Annotated in this window: 30 protein-coding genes and 1 pseudogene; 4 read left to right on the top strand and 27 right to left on the bottom strand. The window is 46.0% G+C overall.

What is annotated here, in order from left to right:
* Positions 1-10: 10 nt before the first annotated feature.
* The 8 genes and pseudogenes from CKY02_RS10815 to CKY02_RS10780 all read right to left on the bottom strand — a co-directional run bounded on the left by CKY02_RS10815 (position 11) and on the right by CKY02_RS10780 (position 5997).
* Positions 11-1006, bottom strand: coding sequence for a sulfate ABC transporter substrate-binding protein (locus tag CKY02_RS10815; RefSeq protein ID WP_112895290.1), 996 nt, complete (start codon positions 1004-1006; stop codon positions 11-13).
* Positions 1007-1156: 150 nt separating this feature from the next.
* The gene (locus tag CKY02_RS25705) at positions 1157-1342 is read right to left on the bottom strand and encodes a zinc ribbon domain-containing protein (protein ID WP_238399217.1); all 186 of its coding nucleotides are present in this window, start codon (positions 1340-1342) and stop codon (positions 1157-1159) included.
* Between the two features lie 116 nt (positions 1343-1458).
* Positions 1459-1788 (bottom strand): annotated as a pseudogene (locus CKY02_RS25700) (helix-turn-helix domain-containing protein); the annotation flags it as partial.
* A gap of 219 nt (positions 1789-2007) precedes the next feature.
* Positions 2008-2979 carry a 6-phosphofructokinase gene (pfkA, locus tag CKY02_RS10805; protein ID WP_112878964.1) on the bottom strand — a complete coding sequence of 324 codons (972 nt, stop codon included), beginning with the start codon at positions 2977-2979 and terminating at the stop codon, positions 2008-2010.
* Positions 2980-3420: 441 nt separating this feature from the next.
* A complete protein-coding gene (locus CKY02_RS10795) occupies positions 3421-3672 on the bottom strand; it encodes a plasmid stabilization protein (RefSeq protein WP_112878965.1) in 252 nt (83 codons plus the stop codon).
* A gap of 75 nt (positions 3673-3747) precedes the next feature.
* Positions 3748-4692 (bottom strand): phosphatidate cytidylyltransferase, encoded by a 945-nt coding sequence (locus tag CKY02_RS10790; protein WP_193493115.1) that lies wholly within the window; start codon positions 4690-4692, stop codon positions 3748-3750.
* Positions 4689-5330, bottom strand: coding sequence for a lysophospholipid acyltransferase family protein (locus CKY02_RS10785; protein WP_112895288.1), 642 nt, complete (start codon positions 5328-5330; stop codon positions 4689-4691). Before CKY02_RS10785 ends, CKY02_RS10790 begins: the two co-directional genes overlap by 4 nt.
* Positions 5323-5997: a CDP-alcohol phosphatidyltransferase family protein gene (locus CKY02_RS10780; protein WP_112878968.1), complete on the bottom strand. Its 675-nt coding sequence runs from the start codon at positions 5995-5997 to the stop codon at positions 5323-5325. Before CKY02_RS10780 ends, CKY02_RS10785 begins: the two co-directional genes overlap by 8 nt.
* A 384-nt stretch (positions 5998-6381) precedes the next feature.
* Here CKY02_RS10780 and CKY02_RS10775 point away from each other — a divergent pair, with 384 nt between their 5' ends.
* Together CKY02_RS10775 and CKY02_RS10770 are read left to right on the top strand one after the other, a co-directional pair.
* The gene (locus tag CKY02_RS10775) at positions 6382-6732 is read left to right on the top strand and encodes a type II toxin-antitoxin system RelE/ParE family toxin (RefSeq protein WP_112895287.1); all 351 of its coding nucleotides are present in this window, start codon (positions 6382-6384) and stop codon (positions 6730-6732) included.
* Positions 6729-7034, top strand: coding sequence for a helix-turn-helix domain-containing protein (locus CKY02_RS10770; protein ID WP_238399218.1), 306 nt, complete (start codon positions 6729-6731; stop codon positions 7032-7034). Before CKY02_RS10775 ends, CKY02_RS10770 begins: the two co-directional genes overlap by 4 nt.
* A 611-nt stretch (positions 7035-7645) precedes the next feature.
* Here the strand turns inward: CKY02_RS10770 and CKY02_RS10765 are convergent.
* Entirely contained in the window at positions 7646-7993 is a 348-nt protein-coding gene (locus CKY02_RS10765) for a type II toxin-antitoxin system HicB family antitoxin (protein WP_036839945.1), read from the bottom strand.
* Positions 7986-8264, bottom strand: a complete 279-nt coding sequence (locus tag CKY02_RS10760; RefSeq protein ID WP_036839948.1) for a type II toxin-antitoxin system HicA family toxin — start codon at positions 8262-8264, stop codon at positions 7986-7988. The genes CKY02_RS10765 and CKY02_RS10760 overlap by 8 nt, the downstream gene beginning before the upstream one ends.
* Before the next feature lie 864 nt (positions 8265-9128).
* Here CKY02_RS10760 and CKY02_RS10755 point away from each other — a divergent pair.
* Positions 9129-9404, top strand: a complete 276-nt coding sequence (locus tag CKY02_RS10755) for a helix-turn-helix domain-containing protein (protein ID WP_023045645.1) — start codon at positions 9129-9131, stop codon at positions 9402-9404.
* 77 nt (positions 9405-9481) lie between these two features.
* Here CKY02_RS10755 and CKY02_RS10750 read toward each other — a convergent pair whose 3' ends face one another.
* Complete coding sequence (locus tag CKY02_RS10750) at positions 9482-9697, bottom strand: helix-turn-helix domain-containing protein (protein ID WP_023045646.1); 216 nt, start codon at positions 9695-9697, stop codon at positions 9482-9484.
* Between the two features lie 407 nt (positions 9698-10104).
* Between CKY02_RS10750 and CKY02_RS10745 the strand changes: the two genes are divergently transcribed.
* The gene (locus CKY02_RS10745; RefSeq protein ID WP_023045647.1) at positions 10105-10380 is read left to right on the top strand and encodes a helix-turn-helix domain-containing protein; all 276 of its coding nucleotides are present in this window, start codon (positions 10105-10107) and stop codon (positions 10378-10380) included.
* A gap of 143 nt (positions 10381-10523) precedes the next feature.
* On the opposite strand, the gene CKY02_RS10740 is transcribed toward CKY02_RS10745, so the two are convergent.
* The 16 genes from CKY02_RS10740 to CKY02_RS10665 all read right to left on the bottom strand — a co-directional run bounded on the left by CKY02_RS10740 (position 10524) and on the right by CKY02_RS10665 (position 23069).
* Positions 10524-10742 (bottom strand): ogr/Delta-like zinc finger family protein, encoded by a 219-nt coding sequence (locus tag CKY02_RS10740; protein ID WP_023045648.1) that lies wholly within the window; start codon positions 10740-10742, stop codon positions 10524-10526.
* 54 nt (positions 10743-10796) lie between these two features.
* Positions 10797-11906, bottom strand: coding sequence for a phage late control D family protein (locus CKY02_RS10735; protein WP_023045649.1), 1110 nt, complete (start codon positions 11904-11906; stop codon positions 10797-10799).
* A complete protein-coding gene (locus CKY02_RS10730) occupies positions 11903-12367 on the bottom strand; it encodes a phage tail protein (RefSeq protein ID WP_023045650.1) in 465 nt (154 codons plus the stop codon). The genes CKY02_RS10735 and CKY02_RS10730 overlap by 4 nt, the downstream gene beginning before the upstream one ends.
* On the bottom strand, positions 12364-15006 hold the full coding sequence (locus tag CKY02_RS10725; RefSeq protein WP_023045651.1) for a phage tail tape measure protein: 2643 nt from the start codon (positions 15004-15006) through the stop codon (positions 12364-12366). The genes CKY02_RS10730 and CKY02_RS10725 overlap by 4 nt, the downstream gene beginning before the upstream one ends.
* The gene (locus CKY02_RS10720) at positions 14999-15118 is read right to left on the bottom strand and encodes a GpE family phage tail protein (RefSeq protein WP_023045652.1); all 120 of its coding nucleotides are present in this window, start codon (positions 15116-15118) and stop codon (positions 14999-15001) included. Before CKY02_RS10720 ends, CKY02_RS10725 begins: the two co-directional genes overlap by 8 nt.
* 14 nt (positions 15119-15132) lie before the next feature.
* A complete protein-coding gene (locus tag CKY02_RS10715; protein ID WP_023045653.1) occupies positions 15133-15450 on the bottom strand; it encodes a phage tail assembly protein in 318 nt (105 codons plus the stop codon).
* Between the two features lie 43 nt (positions 15451-15493).
* Entirely contained in the window at positions 15494-16009 is a 516-nt protein-coding gene (locus CKY02_RS10710; protein WP_023045654.1) for a phage major tail tube protein, read from the bottom strand.
* A gap of 10 nt (positions 16010-16019) precedes the next feature.
* Positions 16020-17192: a phage tail sheath protein gene (locus CKY02_RS10705; protein ID WP_112895286.1), complete on the bottom strand. Its 1173-nt coding sequence runs from the start codon at positions 17190-17192 to the stop codon at positions 16020-16022.
* 300 nt (positions 17193-17492) lie between these two features.
* The gene (locus tag CKY02_RS10700) at positions 17493-17939 is read right to left on the bottom strand and encodes a tail fiber assembly protein (RefSeq protein WP_112895285.1); all 447 of its coding nucleotides are present in this window, start codon (positions 17937-17939) and stop codon (positions 17493-17495) included.
* Positions 17940-19463, bottom strand: a complete 1524-nt coding sequence (locus CKY02_RS10695) for a phage tail protein (RefSeq protein WP_112895284.1) — start codon at positions 19461-19463, stop codon at positions 17940-17942.
* Positions 19460-20068 carry a phage tail protein I gene (locus CKY02_RS10690; RefSeq protein ID WP_112895283.1) on the bottom strand — a complete coding sequence of 203 codons (609 nt, stop codon included), beginning with the start codon at positions 20066-20068 and terminating at the stop codon, positions 19460-19462. Before CKY02_RS10690 ends, CKY02_RS10695 begins: the two co-directional genes overlap by 4 nt.
* Entirely contained in the window at positions 20061-20969 is a 909-nt protein-coding gene (locus CKY02_RS10685) for a baseplate assembly protein (protein ID WP_112895282.1), read from the bottom strand. Before CKY02_RS10685 ends, CKY02_RS10690 begins: the two co-directional genes overlap by 8 nt.
* A 2-nt stretch (positions 20970-20971) precedes the next feature.
* Positions 20972-21313: a GPW/gp25 family protein gene (locus CKY02_RS10680; protein ID WP_046974472.1), complete on the bottom strand. Its 342-nt coding sequence runs from the start codon at positions 21311-21313 to the stop codon at positions 20972-20974.
* A complete protein-coding gene (locus CKY02_RS10675; protein ID WP_112895281.1) occupies positions 21310-21948 on the bottom strand; it encodes a phage baseplate assembly protein V in 639 nt (212 codons plus the stop codon). The genes CKY02_RS10680 and CKY02_RS10675 overlap by 4 nt, the downstream gene beginning before the upstream one ends.
* 37 nt (positions 21949-21985) lie before the next feature.
* Entirely contained in the window at positions 21986-22651 is a 666-nt protein-coding gene (locus CKY02_RS10670; protein ID WP_112895280.1) for a phage virion morphogenesis protein, read from the bottom strand.
* A 1-nt stretch (position 22652) separates the two neighbouring features.
* Positions 22653-23069: a phage tail protein gene (locus CKY02_RS10665; RefSeq protein ID WP_046974475.1), complete on the bottom strand. Its 417-nt coding sequence runs from the start codon at positions 23067-23069 to the stop codon at positions 22653-22655.
* Positions 23070-23073: the final 4 nt, after the last annotated feature.

Below are 23073 nucleotides of genomic sequence, written 5' to 3'. Positions count from 1 at the left end.
TTACTCATTTTTATCGCTGAATAATCTCATCAAACACACCGCCAGTCGCAAAATGCACTTTTTGAGCTTCACCCCAACCGCCGAATATCTTATCGACAGTAAATAATTCCAACGCAGGAAAAGAGGAGCGGTACTTATCAGCAACCGCTTTATCACGTGGTCGATAATAGTTTTTAGCCGCTATCTCCTGCCCAACTGGCGAGTAAAGGTATTGCAGATATTCTGTTGCTAGCTCACGGCTATGACGTTTATCAACAACCTTATCAACAACAGAAACCGTCGGCTCAGCCAGAATTGAAAGACTAGGTGTCACAATTTCGAATTTATCTTTATCAAGCGCATTAATCGCTAATAATGCCTCATTCTCCCAGGCAATTAATACATCACCGATTCCACGCTCGACAAAAGTACTGGTCGCTCCTCTTGCGCCAGAATCGAGCACTTCAACATTCCGGTAAAGAGCTTTAACAAACGCTTTCGCTTTGTCCTGTTCCTGATTGTTATGAATCAACCCATAACCCCATGCAGCCAAATAATTCCAGCGTGCACCGCCCGATGTTTTTGGATTAGGTGTCACAACAGATACTCCTGGACGAACTAAATCTGACCAGTCTTTAATTTGCTTTGGATTACCTTTCCGCACTAAAAAAACAATGGTTGAAGTATAGGGGGCAGAATTCTCTGGCAAACGCTTAATCCATGCTTTCGCTATCCGGCCACGTTCCGCAATGGCATCCACATCATAGGCCAAAGCCAGTGTCACCACATCCGCCTCAAGGCCGTTGATAACAGAAGTTGCCTGTTTACCCGAACCACCATGAGATTGCCGGATTATCACTTTATCCCCTGTCTTCCGCTGCCAATAATCACTAAAAGCCTGATTATACTGCTGATATAACTCACGGGTTGGATCATAGGAAACATTAAGAAGTTGAAGATCTTTTGCCCAGACGCTGCTATTGGTAATCAATAGTAACGCCAATGCCACACGCCATCTGACTTTCATTTGAATCTCTCCACAAGCTGTTTTAACTGTTATGAAATTCAAGGCTGACAGAAAGCGTTATCACTCAGAAATAATTAAAAGCATTTATTTATATGTGAAAGGAATATGTGACTGCTCCCCGCCGTAAAAAACGGCGAGGCTTCCCACTTCTCAGGCCGCCACCGTCTTTATGACGGATTTACGCTGGCCTCCGTGGGCAGAAACGACGAGTCCCGCCGCCTGTAATTCTGTTATGCCCTTGCGCTGGATGTTGAGCGCCGCATTGATATCGCGGTCATGTTCGACATGACAAACCGGGCATTGCCAGATCCGCTTATTTAGCGACAGTTCTGGCATTTTGTGACCGCAGCAATGACAGGTTTTCGTGCTGGCGAACCACTTATCGGTGACAATTTCGGGATCTTCACCGCGCCCTCCAGCACTTTCACCCCAACACAGTGATAGCTCGATTGCTTGCCCTGTTTGCGTTTGAACGTGGGAAATTTGGCGCGCAACTTCGGATTGAAGAAATTATCAAACGCGGTATGCAGATTGATCACCGCCTGCTGTAACGCGATAGCGTCATATGCCTTGAGCCACGCGTACTTGCGGGATTTCTTCGCGACCGCCAGGAGCGGTTTGAGGTCTTTGCGCGGATTTAAACTCACGCCGTGACGTTTGTAAGCCTGCTTTTTGATGTGCAGCGCCTTGTTGTACGCAAAACGGACCGCCCCGAACTGGCCGTTAAGATACTCGGCCTGTTCGGGGGTGGGGTAGATGCGGACTTTGGTCGCTCTTAACATATTCAGCGCTCATGGAGATAGTGCATTCATTTTAGTCTGTTTTACAGGCAGATATCCATTCAGTCAGGATACGTCGGTGTAGCCAGCCCTAAAGTCCTTGGGCTTTTCGCCTGATATCCCCGTCCGCACTGGGCAAGGGTTTACGGCGGTTTTTATTAAAGATAAATTACAGCCTCCAACGAGGCTGCAACGGATTTAGATTTGCCGGGATTAACGTGATCAATACAACTTTTTCGCGGTTTCCAACCAATCCTGTTTAAACACACGTTTCATATTTTGCACTGCATCAATGATGTCATGATGAACAAGTTTCTCGTTCTGAATACCAACACAACGACCACCATAACCTTCCAACAGTAATTGAATGGAATATGCCCCCATACGGGAAGCCAGAATACGATCATAGGCAACCGGGGAACCACCACGCTGAACATGGCCTAAGACTGTGGCACGAGTTTCATGATGCGTCTCTTTTTCGATATGTCTCGCAAGTTCATAAACATCACAAACATGTTCGGTAATTGCAACGATGGCGTGGCGTTTACCTTTATCGATACCCGCTTTAATTTCAGCTACGAGCTCATCACAACTAAATGAGACTTCCGGTAGAACAATAAACTCACAACCACCTGCAATAGCGGCTGACAAAGTGAGATCACCACAATAACGTCCCATAACTTCAACAATGGAAATACGCTTGTGGGAAGTCGAGGTATCACGCAGACGGTCAATCGCTTCAACCACCGTTTCCAGCGCCGTGAAATAGCCGATGGTATAGTCGGTACCCGCCACATCATTATCAATCGTGCCCGGCAGACCGATGCAAGGGAACCCCGCTTCTGTCAGTTTCTTCGCGCCAAGATAGGAACCGTCACCGCCGATAACAACCAGAGCATCAAGACCGTTTTTTCTCATGTTCTCAATAGCGACAGTACGAACCTTCTCATCCCTGAACTCGGGGAAACGAGCTGAACCTAGAAAAGTACCACCACGGTTAATCATGTCGGATACACTAAAACGGTCAAGTTTCTTCATGCGGTTTTCATACAAGCCAAGATAGCCATCATAAATACCGAAAACTTCCAACCCTTCGGCTAATCCCGCACGGACCACACCACGAATAGCTGCATTCATACCCGGCGCATCACCGCCACTCGTTAAGACACCGATTCTTTTGATCTCATTGCTCATGACGACCTCTGACTTGTAGATGTAATAATTGCAAACCCGCTAACGGCGGACTCCGTATGCGATCACTTTGCCTGAGAAATCCGCCTTTTTAACCTGCTACCACCCGGCGTACTGAAACAATCAAGCTGAATTGATTCAACTTTTCATATAATACGGTAAAAAACCAAGTCTGCATTAACAATAAGTCCCTTTTTTGAGATCAAGTTGGCTAAAAAGCTATTTAATTATGCTCCTATAGCTCTTAAGGTCATCAACCAACCTCCGAGAAATCCTATCCTTATATCCCCGCTCGCACTGGACAACTGTCTTGAGCGACAATTTATAAACCAAATCTCCGGCCCGTTTACCAATAGCAATGACGAGCAAGATAATCTCATTGTCGTTCACCTCTGGATAACCTAACTTCTTCCACTCCTTTAAGCTCGCTTTTCAAATTTCAGACTATAGGTCATCAAGGCTCACACTAACAAATTCAGCATCTTTTAAACGATTATCGGCAACTTTGTTCAATGCAGCATCCTCAGCCAATTCCTGATAGTAAGCGAATAATTCAGGCGGCACACAATAAAACACTGGTTCATTTCGGTTTAGGATTACGGTAGCCTCACCTTCTCCCTGTAAATATGTTCCCATAGGGTTACGTTTCAGATCGGTAATACTCGCCGCTGTGTTTGTTAAGATTTGATATGCCATACACCACCTCATGCAATTATATAATTCAACACTAGATCATTTAAGAGCACCTTTAAATGATCTTTTATTTAATCTTTATGTATAAAAATAACGTGTCAGATGGAAAAAGACTGGGGCGGCAAAACATAACGAATCGATCCTATCTAACATGCCACCATGACCTTCAATCATTTCACCGAAATCTTTAATGCCACTATCACGTTTTATCGCCGACATACACAAGCCACCAATAAAGCCCATCAGCGTAATCGCTAATGACATCAAACCTGCCTCCCACGGAGAAAATGGCGTTACCCAATAAAGTGACATTCCTAATAACACTGAAACCAAAATGCCACCAACAAAACCTTCAACTGTTTTATTTGGACTCAATTTAGGCACAATAGGATGTTTGCCAAATAATTTACCAAACACATATTGCAAGACATCTGACATCTGCACCACAATCATTAAAAACAACAATAATTCGACATTCTCCCCTTCATAACCTGGAATATCTAACATCAATAAAGCGGGGGCATGGCTAATACAAAATACAGCAACTAACATACCCCACTGTATTTTGGCTGTCCGTTCCAGAAAGTTCGTTGTATCTCCAGCCAATGCAATACGAGCAGGTAAAAACAGGAAAACATAAACAGGAATGAAAATAGAAAACACGCCATACCACTCAATACCAACGGCAACGTATTGCAATGGCATGAAAATAAAGAAACACCAGAACATGGCCTCATGGTCACTTCGTCGTGTTGGTGTCAAAGTGAAAAATTCCCGTAAAGCGAAAAATGACATACTCGCAAATAATAACACTGAACCGATTGGCCCAATAATCACCGACAACACACAAATAATACACATCCCCCACCAGCCACGGATACGGGCATTCAGATTATCGATTGTCACATTACTGTTATCCCTTGAATATTTGGAGGAAAGTATTGCACCAACAATACTGGCAATAATTAACGGCACGAACATACCCCCCAACAACAGGAGTAGTTTATTATTAAGCATAGTCATAATATTAACGCCTCCAATGCCTGACGAGCTCTCTGCAAAAAGTCAGCTTTTTCCTCTTTTGCACCTAACTTTTCCAAAGGTTGCCCAAAGGTTGCCGAGCAAATAACAGGAACAACAAGTGCCGAGCCTTTTGGCAAAACCCTGTTTAAATTTTCCAGATAAACTGGAATAAGCTCAATATCAGGATATTTCTTCGCTAAATAATATAGCCCCCCTTTAAACTTATTGATTTGTTCCCCACTCCCTCGCGTTCCCTCCGGGAACAAAATTAAAGATTCCCCTCGTTTTAATACATCCTCCATGGGTGTCAGGGTATTTCCCTTTAAACAATCCTCTCCTTTACGATCAATAAGCACAGCCCGAAAAACTTTATTAATAAAATATCTGCGCAGATAAGTTTTACTCCAATAATCACGCGCAGCAACTGGATGCACCCGTGAACGTAACACCCGAGGAAATCCAGCCCAGATAACTAATCCATCCAGATGACTGCTATGATTAGCATAATAAATTCGGGAAGCTACCGATGGCTTACACCCAATCCAACGAATTCTCACTCCTGTTAACAAACGGCAAAGCCCAGACAGAAACGAACCCATACCTTTACTTACCAGTGTCACTTCTTGTGGTTTATTCATTACAAGCATCCTTCTCTTGTAATTCATTCAATATGACTCTGGTTCGCCGAACACATGTCCAGAGACAACCCAACGTGATAACGACTAATACCGCCAATAAAAGATACTGGCTCCATAACTGAGGTAAAAAAGCGGCGACAATTGAACTAACGGTAATTAATGCCATCCGATGCTGTTTCGCCATCGGACCGAGGAAACGCTGAGGTAAACCGCAAGTCCCACCTAATAAGCGAATATAAGCGGTCAAAACAGCTAATAATGCAGTAATACAGCCAAGAGAAACCGCAAATGGAAAAAGTGTTAAACCATACCCCACCCCAATCAGAATAAAAGAATCAGCAATACGATCAGGAAGATCATTAAAAACAGTACCGGCAGCCGTCTTCAATCCCCCTTCAACAGCAACCATGCCATCCAATAAATTACACATTAGTCGGCCCTGAATAAGCAAGGCACCAATAATCAATAAAACTGAAGTCAACCAAAAAGACTCGACTAAAAAACACACGGCAAAACACACGCCAGCTAATACAGCAAAAACAACGCTGGCAACAGATATGCCATTTGGTGTCGCCCCTTTACATTGCAACCATTTAGCCATCTTACTGGCCCACACTGCATTGCGTGTCTTGATCGGACGCCGATCTTTTACCTCGTTACCAGACATACCTTTTCCCTTTTTGAGCACAAATGAACAATCAAATCTACTTAAGTTAAATGAAATAAGATAAACAGGATTGGTTAGAATAACAACAATAAAAAAACCTGCCGGTGGGAAGAGGGAAAACGAAGATGGCGTTCATTTTTACAACGCAATACTATGTAATAAAAGGATTTATTTAAAGAAATATTCAACTTTTTGGGTGCAGTTCAATTGGGGCTTATCAATTCAGAGCATCATAAAAAATCTTAATAAAAATTAACTATCACTACTACAAGTACATTAATCCCCCGATCTTACGGCTACCTTTAAGTTACATTAAATACAAAATTACCTTTTGCTCTATATTACCCTACAGGCTAATATTTACTGTGGAATGGGAGATTAACCATGATAGAAATTTTTTTCCATCCATCCGCAAACTCTGAAGTAGATGGATTATCAGAAGAACTACAAGGTAAGTTTTATGCGTTAATAGATACATTATCTGATAAACAGCATGATTTACGAGAACCACACTGCAAGCTACTTGAAAAAAGAAACAAAATTTTCGAATTAAGGACAAGTGACGTAGACAACATAGCACGAGCTACATGGTGCTACGGGGAAGAACAAAACACTATTTACATGCTTAGTTTCTTTATTAAAAAGTCACAAAAAACAGATGTAAGAGACAAACAAACGGCTATAAATAGAAAAAAAGACATGATTAAAATGCATGAAAGAGGGGATCTAAAATGAGTAAGATAATGACTTTCCGCGAAAAATTGGAAGCCAAGAAAAGAGAGGGAAACCCTGCATTTATCAAGGCATTTGAAGAAACAAAACAGGCTTTAGACCTACATATTCAATTGCAAGAGGAAATGAGATCATGGAGAGAACAGGCGGGGTTAACAAGTGCACAGGTAGCGGAAAGAATGGGAGTTAAGCCTCCAACAATTTCAAGGCTTGAAAAAAACGCAGATAGGGCAAGCATTGAGAGAATTTTAAAATATGCTAGCGTTTGCGGAGTAAAGGAAATCAAACTTACTATTGCATCGTAAAAAGCCGCCTCAACATAGGTAATGCTGCTCAGTTAAGTTTTTTAACGGGCAGGATATTGTTCTAGTATATAAGGCACTGAACGTTCGTTTTGTGCTATCCCATTTTTCTGGCCGTATAGATCAGTGGCTTATCCATTGCAAAAAGCTATTGCCAAATCTCCTCAAATGGCAATTAGTTAAACAACCATTGTCTGCAAAATTTTTATCTGGTTGATTTTAAAGTAAATTAATCTTAGCCCGATAAAAAATCCCGCCAAAAGGCGGGGAAAAAGACAGGGATGGTGTCTACATACAACCCATAACATATTGAAAATAAATATACTTTTTCTATCATCGTCCACCCAATGTCCACATTGACGACAAAGCCCCTTAAACGGGGCTTTCACCACAAATTACTTTCATAAGAAATACTTAATTAAAATTTAACCATCACCTTAACAGATCTATCAATCCCACATACTGTAGGCTTTTTCATTTATCAAGGCCGGACAGGAAAGTATCCTCGATAAGTCACTATTGCAGTATCTGTTATCGCTAGGGTGGTTGAGTAGACCCCAACAACCCCAAACAGCAATAAAAACAAGTTTTGTCACTGTCCGGCGTTATCTATTTTATTGAAGTTCCCGCTCAAGCAGCTGAACTATGAACTGGTTCTTTGAGACTGCGTGTGATATTGTCGCCGCAGTCAAGCGAGCTTCCAGCCAGCCAGGATAACGAAGAGTAAAAGATTTTAGCTTGCCCTCTTCCTTGAATGGGTTAATTCCCTCTTCCTCGCACGTTTCTATATATTCAGCCAGTGAAATTTGGCCCTCTTTTTCAAGCCCGTCAATACTGTTTGATACGAAATCACAATATCCGGTGACATCCAGAAACTTGCCGCGAAAGGCCCTAATTTCTGCTTCGTAGATAACAGAAGCGGGATGGCCGCCGATAGTCATAATGTTGTTGCTTTTAATCATGTTCGACCCCTATTACATTTTCGAACCACTCACGAAGGCCATTGACTGCACCTTTATCCATTACGTTACCAGGATGAGGTTGATGAGTCTGATAGACTGAGCCCATGAGGATAAACTTCCGGCGTGATCCGTTGCCGTTCTTGACCTTCCCCCCCAGTTTGTTAATCAGGCTGACTACATCATCCCATTTTATGCCGGATTTCGGCGGGGTGGTCAGCACATCCGCAAGGGTCTTGCGGTGCTTTGAGCTCAGCTCTTTAACCTTAATCATCATTCATCCCATTGACGTCATTTGATGATATCATTCTACTTTGGCCCCATTATGACGTCAAATAATGACGTCGTTTTTCGCTTCTTAAGTTTGTTAATCGGGGTTTGAGTTGAATAGACCCGCCGGTTACCCGGACGGACCCCTCCTTAGAACCGGACGTGCGGAACTACCGCATCCGGCTCCCAACAGATCAGAACCCCCACACATATTCAGCGAGCCCTGAATATTGATCGAGTTTTCCATTTCGTTGGATAACCCATCATTTTCAGGATCAGATTCAGCTTTTTCCACGTCAGTTGGCGACGACCACCTTTACGGTTGAACCATCTTCATTTATCAAGGCCGAACAGGAAAGTACCCTCGATAAGTCACTATTGCAGTATCTGTTATCGCTGGGGTAGGAGCATATCAACCTAGCTGGGGATTACCTCTGGCGCAACAGCATAGACCACTACGACCACTGTTGCCGAATTAACGTGCTTTATTTTCCGAATCCTGAGATGTTCCTTAAATGTGCGTAATGTGGTACTTACCTAAATAGCTTTCCATAATACCGATACACCTATGCCTTTTGTTTTCTTTTTGAACAATATTGGTTCTGTAGCCTATCTCATTGATTCTACGGACCACTTGGATGAAAAGGCTGTATGTCTTGGTACACAAGGGCTGGTTGGAAGTGGAGCATAATTATGAAAACTTATTTAGCAAAGTTACTAAACACTATAATACTCTTTAATAGCTAAATGATTACTGTTAGTGTCGTTAACACTATATGATTTTTGTTAAGTAAGTTTTGACAAAAAAAACATTAAGAAATGTTACATATATCGTCAACTACACCTTTAATAACTGACGGTTAATTTTATGATTAACAAACGTTTAAAAGCCGCTCGTTTGCGTGCAAAGATCACGCAAGAAAAACTAGGGATTGCGGCTGGCATAGATGAAAAGTCAGCACGAGCGAGAGTATCACAGTATGAAAATGGAACTCATCAGCCAACCTTTGAAACAATGTGTGCGTTTTCCAAGGTATTAAACGTTCCTGAATGCTATTTTTATATTGTAGATGATGATTTTTCTGATGTTGTTTTGTCTATTCATCAGATTTTAGTGAATTACAAACACACTTCTAAAAATTGAATACTGTTTAAGATAGCACTGACACCCAATAATGGCGCTAACCGTACCCAGCGCCATTGGCTTGAGTTCACCCTTTTCTACCTTCCACGCGATGGCCAAATATCAGATGGATGTAACCCCAGTTCGGTAGCAATCAGATTTTCTCCTTTTGGCCACGGGCGATATAGTGCGTTACTTAATGTGGATGACGCTAATCCCGCTTTACGTGATACGGCTGAAAGATTTGTTCCCTGTTTCTTTAGAGCTGCAATAATATCTGCTGGATGCCAGTCACCAGAGATTGTTTTATTCATGATAGTCTTCCTTTCGATTCCTTTAATTTTTCTGCTAAGAATTCCTTAACACGATTCATGTTAAGAGATGCTAAACATTCCGTCAACATTCTTAAAGAAAATATATGTGACTATCGTTAATGATTTGACTTTACATGTTCATAGCTAAAATAACGTGCTCAAGTATCAAAAATATTCGTTTTTGGTAACTAATCTTCATGCCACTTCACCTTGCCAAAAAATTTATACACAAGCCATTTTTGCAAAAACAAACCAGATTAAATAAAATATATAGCAATTAAATCTTTAATTATCATAAATAACAAATTAAACATTAAGACTATTGTTAAGTAAGTTTTGACAAAAAAAGTACTAAGAAGTGTTACATATATCGTCAGCTATATTTCTAATAACTGACGGTTAACTTTATGATTAACAAACGCTTAAAAGCCGCTCGTTTACGTGCAAATATCACGCAAGAAAAACTCGGAATTGCGGCTGGCATAGATGAAAAGTCAGCACGAGCGAGAGTGTCACAGTATGAAAATGGAACTCATCAGCCAACCTTTGAAACAATGTGTGCGTTCTCCAAGGTGTTAAACGTTCCTGAATGCTATTTTTATATCGTAGATGATGATTTTTCTGATGTTGTTTTGGCTATTCATCAGATTTTAGTGAACCACAGATATGTTCCTAGAAATTGAAAATAGTTTGAGACCGTCATGACATAAGCCTTCTCCTCACAGCATCTAAGTTCCTCTCAGAAAAATATTCTCACATAAAAAAGCGCCCCACGATGAATAATGGAACGCTTTTTTTAATTATTTACTCATCGGCACCTATTCGATCAGAATACCAGCACGGTCTGCTGTCCACTATCAGGATGCGGCGGAACCGCTTCAATCAATGTCGGCTTGGTGACGAACCGAACAAAGGTTTCATGACTAACAAACGTTGAGCCACAATTAATATTCTGGCACTGGTTGTAACGTTCCTTAGTTTGGGGCGTGTGTTCAAAACTGCTACGGGTGTGGGCGGCATGACCGCATAAGGGGCATCTCATCATAACGCGAGTACCTCAACAAACAGGTTGCCATAGCTGAAACTGGCACTAAAGCAACTATATCATATCTGAATCAGAAATTTTCACTTCCAATTGCAAGGATGACGTTAATCCACTGTCATTCAGGGTGTGTGTGACAGTTACCAGCGTCCAGTCTGCCGCGTCGATTTCGGGCTTGAAGCCACTCACCCTGACTTTCATTTCAGGGAACAGCTCTGGCCTTCCCTTCGCCAGTCGAATAGAGAATGACGCCACACCGCACTGAATTTTCTCCCATTCTGCTTTAGCTGCACGTTCGGCATTGGCCTTGTTAGCATAGATGTGCTTCATCACAAAAACGTTACCCTCACTGCCAACCAGATAATGGTCCTGTTTTTTCTTTTCTTGCTGCGGATTAGTCTTACTTCGCTTGCGTTTGACAGTGATGTTCTCTTTTTTCCTCGGATTACGAGTATTAAGCCAACTGGCGGAAACGCCGGTATAAGCGCCCCGGTCAGCCAATGAAAAACGGTGATCGTCTCCAGATTGCCGGGTAATGATAACCGAAGGCAGGGACTGCCCGCTGGCGGCTTTGTTCTGCCCCTGTCGGATAAAAAGCAAATAGCCATTCTTGATCATGGCAATGGCCCCCTCCTGTTTTGCCAACCGGGTTAGAAAATTGCAGTCGGATTCGCCGGTCTGGTCAATATGACTGAGGATGATGTTGGCTAGCATTTTGTCCACTTTCGGCGTCAAATCGTTACGCACGGCAATAGTGTGCACAATATCGCTGATCGTTTTCTGGTGATAAGCCACCTCGCGATTGATATTAAGCGTCGCCCGAAAATCTGCACTGCGGGCACGGATGATTATCTTGTCCGGCGCACCACTGTATTCGATTTCATCCACAATAAATTTACCTTTGTGGATCAGTGATTCCCCCTGCCAGCCCAGATGCAGAGATAACTCCGTCCCACGACGAGGCAGAGATAACAGACCATCGCTATCATTCAGTTCAATATCCAACTGGTCAGCCTCAAAACCCCGATTGTCGGTTAGATTCAGGGAAATCAACCGTGACTGAATGCGGGCATTGACATTTTTGTCACCAGCACTGAGAACATACACAGCTGTATTAGTTTTGCCGGTTACCCAATCTAGTTTTAGCATATCAGGTAAAGAAATCATGAAAATAGCCCGCCCAATTTGTGTGTGACACGGGTTTTCAAGTCAGTCATTTGGGTGCGAAGGTCGCCGAACATCTCCCCTAAATTGTCATCCACACGGCGCAACGTGACGGTAAAGTCAATTTTACGGGCGGTACCGTCGGTAAAAAATTCACTTTTGGTCTGGTCGATACTTTCAATAATAAACATGCCGTAAATCGTGCCGCTGCCATCCAGAAATGACCATGCCTTGCCACTCTCAGCCATCAATTGCAGGGCCAGCAAGGACAACCGGCCGCCGGTGATTTCAGGGTACAGGGCACCGGACAGTGTAATAGTATCGTTATTTGGCCCCATAAACTGGAAAACAGGACGGGCACCCACCCGATTGTTAAACCCATAGCGCCATGATTGTTGGTGTTGCAGGCTCTGGTATGGTGTGGTTTTCAACATAAAGACAAATAAACCCAGTGCAGCCATCATGAATAAAAGTCCTCGCTATCAGAAAATGAGCTACGGGCGCGGGCACGCTGTTGCTGTTCGCGGCGATCCAGTTCACGCGCCACTGCCTGTGCAATATCCTGAGCAGATTGTACGGGGGAGGCGTGTATATGAATTTCATAAACAGATCGTTCGCTGCCCTGGATCTGGTTAGTGACCGAAACAGCCGGTGTTTGATACTGTGACGCAGGCAGGCTGTACGGGTGCAACGGGGCATTTTGGGCGCTGACTGGCGAGGCTGAACCCATCGATAGTGCCGCAATTGCCGCCAATGCAGCTGTTTGACGGCGGCTGGTGACGCGAGCAGGGCCGTTGATGATCTCTGGGCCATATTCCCCCACAATGCCAATCTTGCCCATCGGGATGTAACCACCTTTATCGAATCCACCAGCCAATATGCCGCCAATAGAACCGGTAGCTTCCTTATAAGCATTCAATGCAGCCTTTTGCTTGGGATCTTGGTTTTCTTCCCGCATAAAGTCGGGAGTCAAGGCGTCTTTAACCATCTTGCCTAGTTCGGAGAATTTCTTTTTCAAGGATTCCCATTTTTCTTCAATGCCTGCCTTAAGATTTTCGACAAATTCACAGCCAATCCTCTTAAATTCGGACGGGATTTTTTTCGTGTCAGTGACCAACTCATTCCATTTGACTGATGCCCGGCGCTTGATATTTTCCCATGTGGTAGAAACATAGTTTGAAATGTTGTTCCATAAGTTCTGGAACCACGGGCCAAGTTTGTCCCAGTTCTGCCAGATCAGGTAAGCGCCCAAGGCAATCAAGCCGATAACCGCTAAAATGGGGTTTGTCCACATAATATGCCCCAGCCACATCACCATTTTCCCAAGATAGGAAAACACTTTACCAAGATGTAGCATTGAGCCAGTTCCCTTGATACCCAATACTGACAAGCCAAATTTAACGATTGCCAGTGGCCCCAACAAAGCAACCAATGCCAGCGTAATCGCACCAAAAACCGTCAAAATGATACCCAGCCCGATACTCACCATCGTTAACGTTTTGGTTAGTTCAGGGTTGGCTTTCATCCATTCGCCCGTCTTGCTGATAATTTTGGTGATACGCTGGGTGATCCCACGCAGGGGACTGTCCACACCGCCAAAGATTTGAATACCGATATCTTCCCATGCCGATGACAGACTTTTCATGTCGCCGTCAAGGTTATTAGTCATAGTATCGGCGACCTTTTTGGCCTCACCTTGGGCGTTCTTCAATTCTTTGATGAGTTTCTGTAATTCCCCCGTACCGGCTCTTTCAGCCAATACCGACAGAGCGGAAAAGGCTTCCTCCCCGGCAATAGCTTTGAAAATGCCGGCACGCTGGGCGTTACCCATTTTGGTAGTTTTCTTGTCCAGCTCAGTCAGAATATCCGGCAAAGCGCGGAGATTGCCCTTGGCATCCTTAGTCTGAATGTTCAGTTTTGCCAACGCTTTCGCTGCGGTGGCGGGCGGTTCAGCCAGTCGTCCTAAAATGGATCTTAGGGAGGTACCCGCCATACTACCCTGAATACCGGCATCACCGAGTTTACCCGTCGCCGCAGCGGCGGTTTCAATATCAACCCCTAAGCCTGCCGCTACAGGGGCAACATACTTCATGGTGTCACCCAGCATCATCAGATTAGTGTTAGAACGAGTAAAGGCACCCACTAGTACATCACTCACCCGTTCCATTTCTTCGGATTTCAGCTTAAAACCCGTCAGGATATTGGAACCAATGTCCGCCGTCGCGGCCAAATCGGTATCACCCGCCAATGACATCGCCAATGTACCAGGCATGGCTGATCGTATCTGGTCTGGAGTAAAGCCGGCCATTGCATAAAAACTCTGTCCCTGCGCGACCTGATTGGCGGAGAATGCCGTTGTTGCGCCTAAGTGCCGCGCCTGCTCCTGCAATTTTTTTAGTTCGGGAGAATGCTTATCCAAACGGGTCAGCGCTTGCACCTTCGACATCCCCACGTCAAAGTCATAACCCGGCATCATCACCCGTTTAGCGCCATAGAGCGCACCAACACCCGCTGCCGTTGCCGCAGCACCGGTTGCCGTCATTTGGTTACGCACATCTTTCATTTTTTGGTAGCGAGAGCGGGTATTAGCCAACCGTTGTTCCTGCTGTCTCAAACGCCCAAGCTGCTGCTCCTGTTGCTGGAGCATACTGGTTGTGTGGTTGATGTCCGCGTTTATCCGTCTCTGCGCCTGTCCAAGCTGGTTAGTTGAGATACCGCTGGCGCACAAGGCATCACGCTGACGTTGCAGGGACTGACTCAGGGATTGATTTTTTTCCTCGAACTGCCTAGCTGCGTTTTTTGCCCGCTGTAGCTGGTTGATTTGGGCCTGTGTCGGGTTCTGACTGGCGTTAATTTCACAGTTCAGTGCTGCCACACGCTCGGTAGCGCTGCGGTAAGCCTGCCGGGTTTCTAGCAATTGGCGCTTTACCTTGCGAAAACCATCAATCCGGCCAGCCTGCTGGTTTAGCTCCCTGAGCTGCTGGCGCGACTGGCGAAGGGTTTCAGCCAGCCTTTTGTTGGACACCTGCGCACTCTTGAACGGGCGGGTAATTTTATCAACGGCATTCAAGATAACTTGCAGGCGTAAGTTTCGGTCACTCATTATCGGCCCCACTCCGTTTCATGGCCCGGTAACGCCATGCCAACAATTCAGGCAGGCCCATCTCAGTTGCCACAGCAGGCGACCAGTGAAACACGGTGGCAATATCTGCCACCAGTTCATCAACGGTTATTGATGCTGGAAATCGGACTTCACCGACTTCGGCAGCAAAAAATTGACCACCTCAATGCTGAGGTTAATCAGATCACCTGGCGACATCAGCAACAAATCATTTTTGGTCAGTGCCGGCGCGGTGACACGAGGCAACACCAACATCATAGAATCAACGTCCATTTCCATCAGGGCCTGCAAGCGGACACCACGCAGTGCGCCACTGTTGGGCTTACGCACAACGACGTCGCTGATGGTGGTTGCACCACGGGTAATAGGTTCTTCCAGTGTCACTGTAGCGTGTTCCGGCTGGGCAACAGGGGTTTGTTCAATCATGGTGAATGTTCCTATAGTGATTTAGATGATAAGCGTTCAATTGTTACAAACCGATGGCGCGTCGGTGGGCTTCCAGACGGTCAACACCACCAACGATTTCCACCATATTAACGGTGTCGATTTCGATCAGGACTTCTCCGTCCCACGTCAGTTTGAAGTAGGTGTTTTTGGCGCTGACTTTGGTCTGGCTGTTGTCGCCCTGTTTATAGCTGCCGTGGTCAAACTCCGAAAAGCGGCCACGCATCACGACTTCGACCGCAATCACTTCCCTGGTATCATCACGCTGAAAGGAGCCGTTAAAGCGCAGAGAAACACCGTCCACTTTCTCAATGCCCCATTGGCGGTAAAGTTGGGCTTCCACGCCGCCCAAGGTAAATTCGGTATCCAGTGCGCCATCATCCAGCCCCAAGTCCACCGAGGCGGTACCATTCATGCCACCGCCGCGATAGGCTTCGAGCTTACGGCTCAGTTTAGGAAGCGTCATTTCTTCCACAACACCGATGTAATTATTGCCATCATTGAACAAATTCAGGTATTTGAGTTTACGAGGTAATGCCACGAGTAGCCCCTTAGCTGTTAATGCTGTTGGCGAAATTCATCAGGTACTGGTCAGTGATGCGCTGGCGCAACAGCAGGTTTTCCAATGGCGGGATCGGCGTGTAGTTGTAATCAATGAACAGTTTGCCTGCTTTCAGGGTGTCCTTGGTGTTAACACTGTCGTCATACCAGCACTGACCGTCGATCAGGTAACCATTGGATTTCAGTTCGCGCAGCTTGGCATTAATACCTTCGATAATGTCGCGTACCAGAGAAGGTGTCAGTGGCTTGTCAGTCGCCCACATATGCGCATCAGCCATCGTGTCGGCCAGTACCTGCGCCGTGCGTGTGTAACTTTCGAACTGAAACAGTGGATCATCCGAACAGGTGCGGGAACCCCAGAAGCGAAAACCGTCCTTGCGGATCAAGGTCGTAACGGCGTTCTGGTTAAGCAGGTTGGCATCGGTGGCAACATCCTGCAAATCCCAAAAGACATCGGCAGAAATCCCTGTCACACCATTGACACCAACGTTGGACAAGGTTTTGTGCCAACCGGTTTCCTCGTCAATTTTGGCACGCAGGCCCAGCGCACGAGCCGTTGCGTATGCGATAGACTCACTATTTTTGACCGTATCCCAACTGAGGAAGTCCGGCCAAATCAACATCAGTTCGCGCTGGTTAAAATTGTTGCGGTATTTGATAGCGTCGGCAATGGTCTTGCAGCCGTAAGCATTGACATAAGCCATTGCCCGCAGCTTTTGAGCGATGTCGGCAAGGGCTGTTACAACGAGTTGGGTATCATGACCGGGCGCCCCCAAAATACGCGGTTTGATGCCGAGCTGACCTTGTGCCGCAAGCAGCGCCTGCATTCCCGTTTTTTTGCCTTCGTCGGTAACACCGCCAATGATATTCGACGTGGTTTCGACTTCGGTTTCCCCTTGAGCCACACGCACAACAACAGTCACGGGTTTGGACTGGTCGGCAATCGCTCGCAGAGCATGGGACAGTGTGCCCGTTTTTCCAGCCTTACTACTGGCAGTCAGAACGTCGGTTAACAAGACTGGCATGTTCAAGGGAAAAGTTTTGGTGTCAGCATCATCCGCTGTGCAGACTAGCCCGACAATAGCGGTGCTGACAGTGGTAATGGTGCGCGTGCCCTCGTTGATTTCCTGCACGCGGACGCCATGATGATAATCTTGTGCCATAGCGAAAGACTCCCGTAATGATGATTTCACTATGGTGATCGCTGTGACAATAAAATTCAGTTGATTGGGTAAGTATCAGGGATAGCACAAAGTGGAGGATATCAAAAAAGTCACAAGAACATCTACCCCCTGAGCAATTAATAAGACGTCATCGAATTAAAATATTCAGTCGTTACATTACGCACTATGAAACTTAAAATAGAAGACGTTGCAGAAATAGAGTAGATACCTCACAGGCTCCCGATATCGAATAGTCAGAGCCGCTCAAATAAGAACTAAACTACTGCGGCTCTGATTCCATTATTCTGAGGGGTTTTCGGGCCAATGAATATCTGGCATTAAATTAACATCAACGCGGTTCAGTAATACCCTATATCTTTTCAAATCGGCTAACAGCGATTTTTCCTCATCACTCGCCATCCCCAAATCTACCGCATCTTGTAACGGGGCTATCTGTTTACCTACCGTGAGCATAAGTTGCTGTTTCTTATGTTCTGCTTGTTGCTGCTGTTCCTGTCTAAGCTTTATTTTATCACTTTCTGATATTATCCATTTTTCACCATCATATTTATGATAAACGGACGGAGCACGTTCAATGAGTACTGGATAACCCTCTTTACTACTGACAATTGATAAACCGCGCGATTGCCCGGCGAGTAATTCATTGTGTTTTTCTGCTGTTATTTCAACGCATTCTTCATAAGCTTCATTATAAAAAGCGCCTTCTTTTCTGGAGAAATAAACCATTTATACCCCCCAAAATAATATATGTACAACTCTGTCTGGATTCTCATTATTGTTAGGAGTGCCAGCTTGATATTCAAATGTCGATAGTGTTGCATTACGTACTAATGTGTGGCCCGTTGATGTATTGACACTCGACATACTGGCAATATAGCCAAGGAACTTATTTTTAAAAGAAATTGGATAATTGACTTTTACCCATGACTGTTGACTGGATGCAACTTTAACCCATTGAATCATTATTCCCGTATCCCCGCATTGCCACCAACCATTTTCAGATTTTATCGCTGCATTTTGTAGCGCAAGAGTACCGCTTCGCTCAGGTATTAGTATATTGTAACGCCGCCGATTGCTCGAATCGTTAGAATAGATATGCAACAATTTTCCTTCTGAGCCGTTAATTCCTACTACATACCCATCTTTCGATTTGAAACGCAATTCAGGAAAAGGCGTTTTGCTATCAATCAGTAAACTACCAACGGTGGCGGTTTTATCGCTAGAAATACGCAAGAAAGTATTATCACTCTCTGCTCGCGTATATGCTCCCACATCTCCAGCACTCAAACTAAGGTCCCCGGTCAACGCCTTACCGTTGATTTTCCGGTTGCTCGGTACTGCTCCTTTAGCCAACACCACCGTTTCCAGCAAATTGAGGTTTTTCACAAAAGCATTTCTGTCAGGAATGTCAGCGCCGTTATCCTTCCTGGACAATCGACTATTAGCATTATCATTAGCATCGGTCGCATTCTGGTTTGCCTTATTTGCCAATATGTTGACTTCATTCACACGAGAATCCATTTCCCCTTTGGTATACGCCCCAATATCCCCCGCATTCAGTGAAATATCAGAGGAAAGCGCCTTCCCGTTCACTTTACGATTAGCAGGCACACGGCCATTAGCCTTATTGTCCGCGACATTTGCCAAGTCATACGCCGCCTTAACCGCCTTCGGGGTTGCCGCGTGGATTTCACTATTACTATCTACTGCGCTGCTCAAAACAACGAAACCCTTATCTTTTAGCGTAGCGTCAGGGTGATTAGGGTTCTTCACATGAATTTGAATCGACTCGTCCACATATTCCCGCGTTGCCAGCACCACGGAGGGATCAACTTTCAATGTTACTGTGTCGGTACTGCTGACAATCAAGACCATACGAATAGTCTGTGTACGCCCAGCGCCTTCCTGTAACTGCGGTTTGTAAGTCTCCGCGCAGTTTCCGACGGCAATCAAAATACCGTCTTTATCAAACAGGCCAATTTCCCGTATCCACCAACCGCCCTCGTTTTCGGGGATTACCTGCTCGGCAATAATCTGGTTAGTATTCTTGGGATCAACATTTAGCTCATTAATCGCCGCACGACGGCGTTCGTTAACCAGTTTAGTCTGTGTAGTATCTGGTGTCGGCAAGCTTCCGCCACCATCACCAACAGCCATATGGGTGATTTCAATCTTGGTACCCAACGCGGCAGCATTTGCCAGCTTATCCGCGCCCAATTGAGTTAACAGGGCAAAATATTTGGTCCTCATGACTCAATCCACACATCATCAATAATATGCACTCCAGCCCCTACTACATCAGAGCCAGTGACGGTAATTAATTCCGGGATATAGGGGTAAACGGTTAATACATCACCGCTGTAACTAGTGACCGCGCAATAATTTTCGCCGCCGGTCTCCAACTGAATAGACATACCGACCAAATGCCGTGAAGCGGGTTTGGCATCAAAAATCAACCGCTCTAGTTCTTGATAAGTTTCCGCTGTGATACCGGTTTCCATGACGCCAATATCCAATCGGAAAGTGCCGGGGGCATCATTGGTTTGCCACCATTCGATAACACGGATGAGATAACCGAACGGTTCCACCACACGGCGGATAGCGCCTATTGTTCCCTTGTGCTGATGAACAAACATCGACGCCTTAATTGACTCGCGTTTAGTATTCTCCGGCCAGTCCATATCCCAGCGATCAACTGACCACGCCCACGCCAGATAGGGGAGCAATTTCACTGGACACCGCTCAGGACTCCACAAGTCACGAAGGGGAACCGGTACATCTGCCAGACTGGCGAGGGCTTCAGCGGCGGCCACTTCCAGCAGTGATGATCCGACCGGTAACAAGCGGTTATTCATCCGCTCCCCCAATCACTACCTGCACACGTGTGCAAAAACTCGCTTGAGTTTTATCCAAAATCACATCCTGAGCCGGAGCTTTCAGGTGAACACGCTGAACACCAGGCATATGCAAGACAGCAAAGATGGCACTGCGCACGATATCGCGGCCAATCCGGTGTTGCTCAGCAGTGTAACGTGCCAGCCGTTCACGCACAGCCTGCAATATCGGCTCATATTCCGGAGTTAGGTACAGGTACAGCACGGCATCAATTTGATAATCGACAATCTCCGCAGACTGTACGGTCAGACGATCCGCCACGGGACGAACGTCCTCATCATTCAGAGCAGTATTCACGACCGCAATCAATTCATCACTGGCCGCGCCGTTCCCCTCACGTGACAAAATACTGACGGTGACACAGGCAGGTGCCGGGCTTATCACCGATGCATCGGCAACCCGTCCGTCAGCACTACGCGCATGGTATTCATAGGACGCAACAGGGCCGGCGACGCTTAACCCCTCGAACGCTTGCGGAATGCGTACCCGAAAATCAGCGTCAGATTCCAGCACCGCAGAGATCGGTGGTATGGCGAGATTATCAGCGGGCTGTAATACCAAACGCTGCACATTGTTATTCGCCCCCAGTTGGTCTAAGTCGCTGCCTGTGGCATACGCCACCATCGCCGCCCGCGCCGCCTCATTGACGCGCTGACGCAAGAGCAATTCCCGATAGGCGTTTTCCTGCAACAGTTTGGTGATGGGTTCGGATTCCAGCGCCAATGTGCGGGTGATAGCATCGCGATGCTCTGGCGGATACAGTGAAATCAGTTTTTCTTTTCGCTCAGCCAGCAGGGTTTCGAAATCCAGTAGTTCGACAACCTCCGGCGGCGGTAACTGACTAAGGTCGATGGTCGGCATGATCACCCCACAGGCACAGAAAAAGCAACCGGGACATTGGATAGCCGATATTGGCCGCTGATATCAACAGTCATGTATCCGGCTTCACCCTGATTGATAGTGATAGCGGTCAGGGTAATGCGGGGTTCCCATCGCTGGATGGCGGTATAGCACGCAGCCATAATTTGCAGACGTAAAGCAGGATTTTGGGGCGCATCAATCAGTTCGGATAACAACGAACCATATTGGCGGCGAGTAATACGGCTACCCATCGGCGTTAGCAAGATATCGCTAACTGACTGGCGAACATGGGCGATATCGCTGATAGCCTCACCCGTCTGTCGATTCATACCAAGGTACATCATGATATGGGGACTCCCGATGTACTGTCACCGGAGCGCACACCGTGGTGTCGGTGCGAATCCACCACAACCCCGTTAGAACTGAATTCACCCCCTACATGGACGATATTGCCGCGCATAGTGCCGTTTTTTCGCACTTCCAGACTGCCCGTAGTCAGATGGTGGGTGCAAATGACGGTGGGTGTATCCAATGTGATCTGATTGCCGGCCACACAAGTGATTTCTGGTGCAGTAACATGTACGGAGGCCGACGCGGTGATCATGGCAGTCTTAATACCTGTGACAGTTAAGGTGCTGGTCTGCGGTTCATATTCCATCACGGCACCATCAGGAAAAGCGATACACACCGCTTCCGGTGATGCCGAAGGGGCCGGAAACTCATCAGAAAAAATCGCAGGCAGTATAAAAGCTGTGGTCAAGTCACCACCAAGGGATAGCAATAAAACCTGTTCATCAATACTGGGCGCCCACCATGTTCGGGAACTTCCCGCTCTGGATGTCAACCAGTGCAACCAGTCGGTTTCAAGATTGCCTGTCATAACCCGGCACATGCCCCGTGTAGTATCTACTTGGGTAATGACGCCGATTCGGATCAGATTGCGCAATCGGCGCAACAGTTCAGTTAATTGTGTGTTCATGCAGACAACAATGTCACCCCAAACCCTCACCTGCACGTCATGAGGTTTGTGTACTGACTGGCACACATCCGTGGATGAGATGGGAAAATATCTGGTCTTCGATATGTTGAATATCGCTCTGTGTCAGTCCCAAAAGTCGCCGCGATGGATATTTGGCTTCAATGTTTTTCCCTCTCATACGTTCCTTTAATCCGAACTGATGCACACGAGCAACCGCAGTGACTTTCGATGCGAAAAAGATAATGGCTTCCCGCTCACTGGCGGACAGACGTAAGTAACGCGCAGTAGCCAGTTTCTTAAACATGCGGGACTTTTTATCGGATTTTCGGGTACTTATCCGGTCGGTTTTGACGTCCAGAAAACGTTGGATATCGCGTTTGTAAAAAGTACGCTGCCCTTTACGCTCGGCATCATAACCGGTAATCGTTTCACCCTTCTTGCCCTTGCGGATTTGCCAATTTTTCAAGGTGCGAGGTTCACCGCGCCAGATAAATTTTATACCATGCTGTACAGTGCGGGTTTGTGCCTTGCGTTGGGTAAAACGGCTGCCGTCAGGGTTACGCTGGGATCGGATACGTTGCATTTGGCTCTGTCGTAAGTCCCGTGCGATATCACGGGCTAGCTGCTTTCGACTGGCGGGAGAAAGTTGATTCAACAGGGCGGTTAGTGCGGTATCCAAAGGCTGCAATGCGTCACCGTTCATCTCACCACCTGTCAAACGGGTTTTCAGGCTCAGGAACGGCGCACACCGTGCTAACCTGCCCTTGCTGGGTGACCAGTACACGCTCGGTCAGTTTCAGATCGATACTGATATCAGCGGTGTCATCATTGAGAATATTCACGTCAAAAGTAAAGCCGCTGCGGCGATTGTCAGGATGAGCGAAAATATCTGGCTGGTGCTCGCGTATCCAATGCACGATAACCACCATGAGCACATCCTGATCATCGGGATAGGCTTCAATAATCAGGTTTAGCGTGTATTCATATTCGTAAGACAAGGAGAGTGCCATTGTCGCCAAAACGACGCCATCTTCAACAAACAAATGCAGGTATTCAGGGTTGTCGCGCAAGTAGGGGATCTTTTCTGTCAGGACCTTCCGCAAAGCGTTAGGCTTATTCATGTGT

The organism is Photorhabdus bodei (genome assembly GCF_003287735.1).
GTDB classification, from domain to species: domain Bacteria; phylum Pseudomonadota; class Gammaproteobacteria; order Enterobacterales; family Enterobacteriaceae; genus Photorhabdus; species Photorhabdus kayaii.
This window is presented reverse-complemented; position numbering and strand designations above follow the sequence as displayed.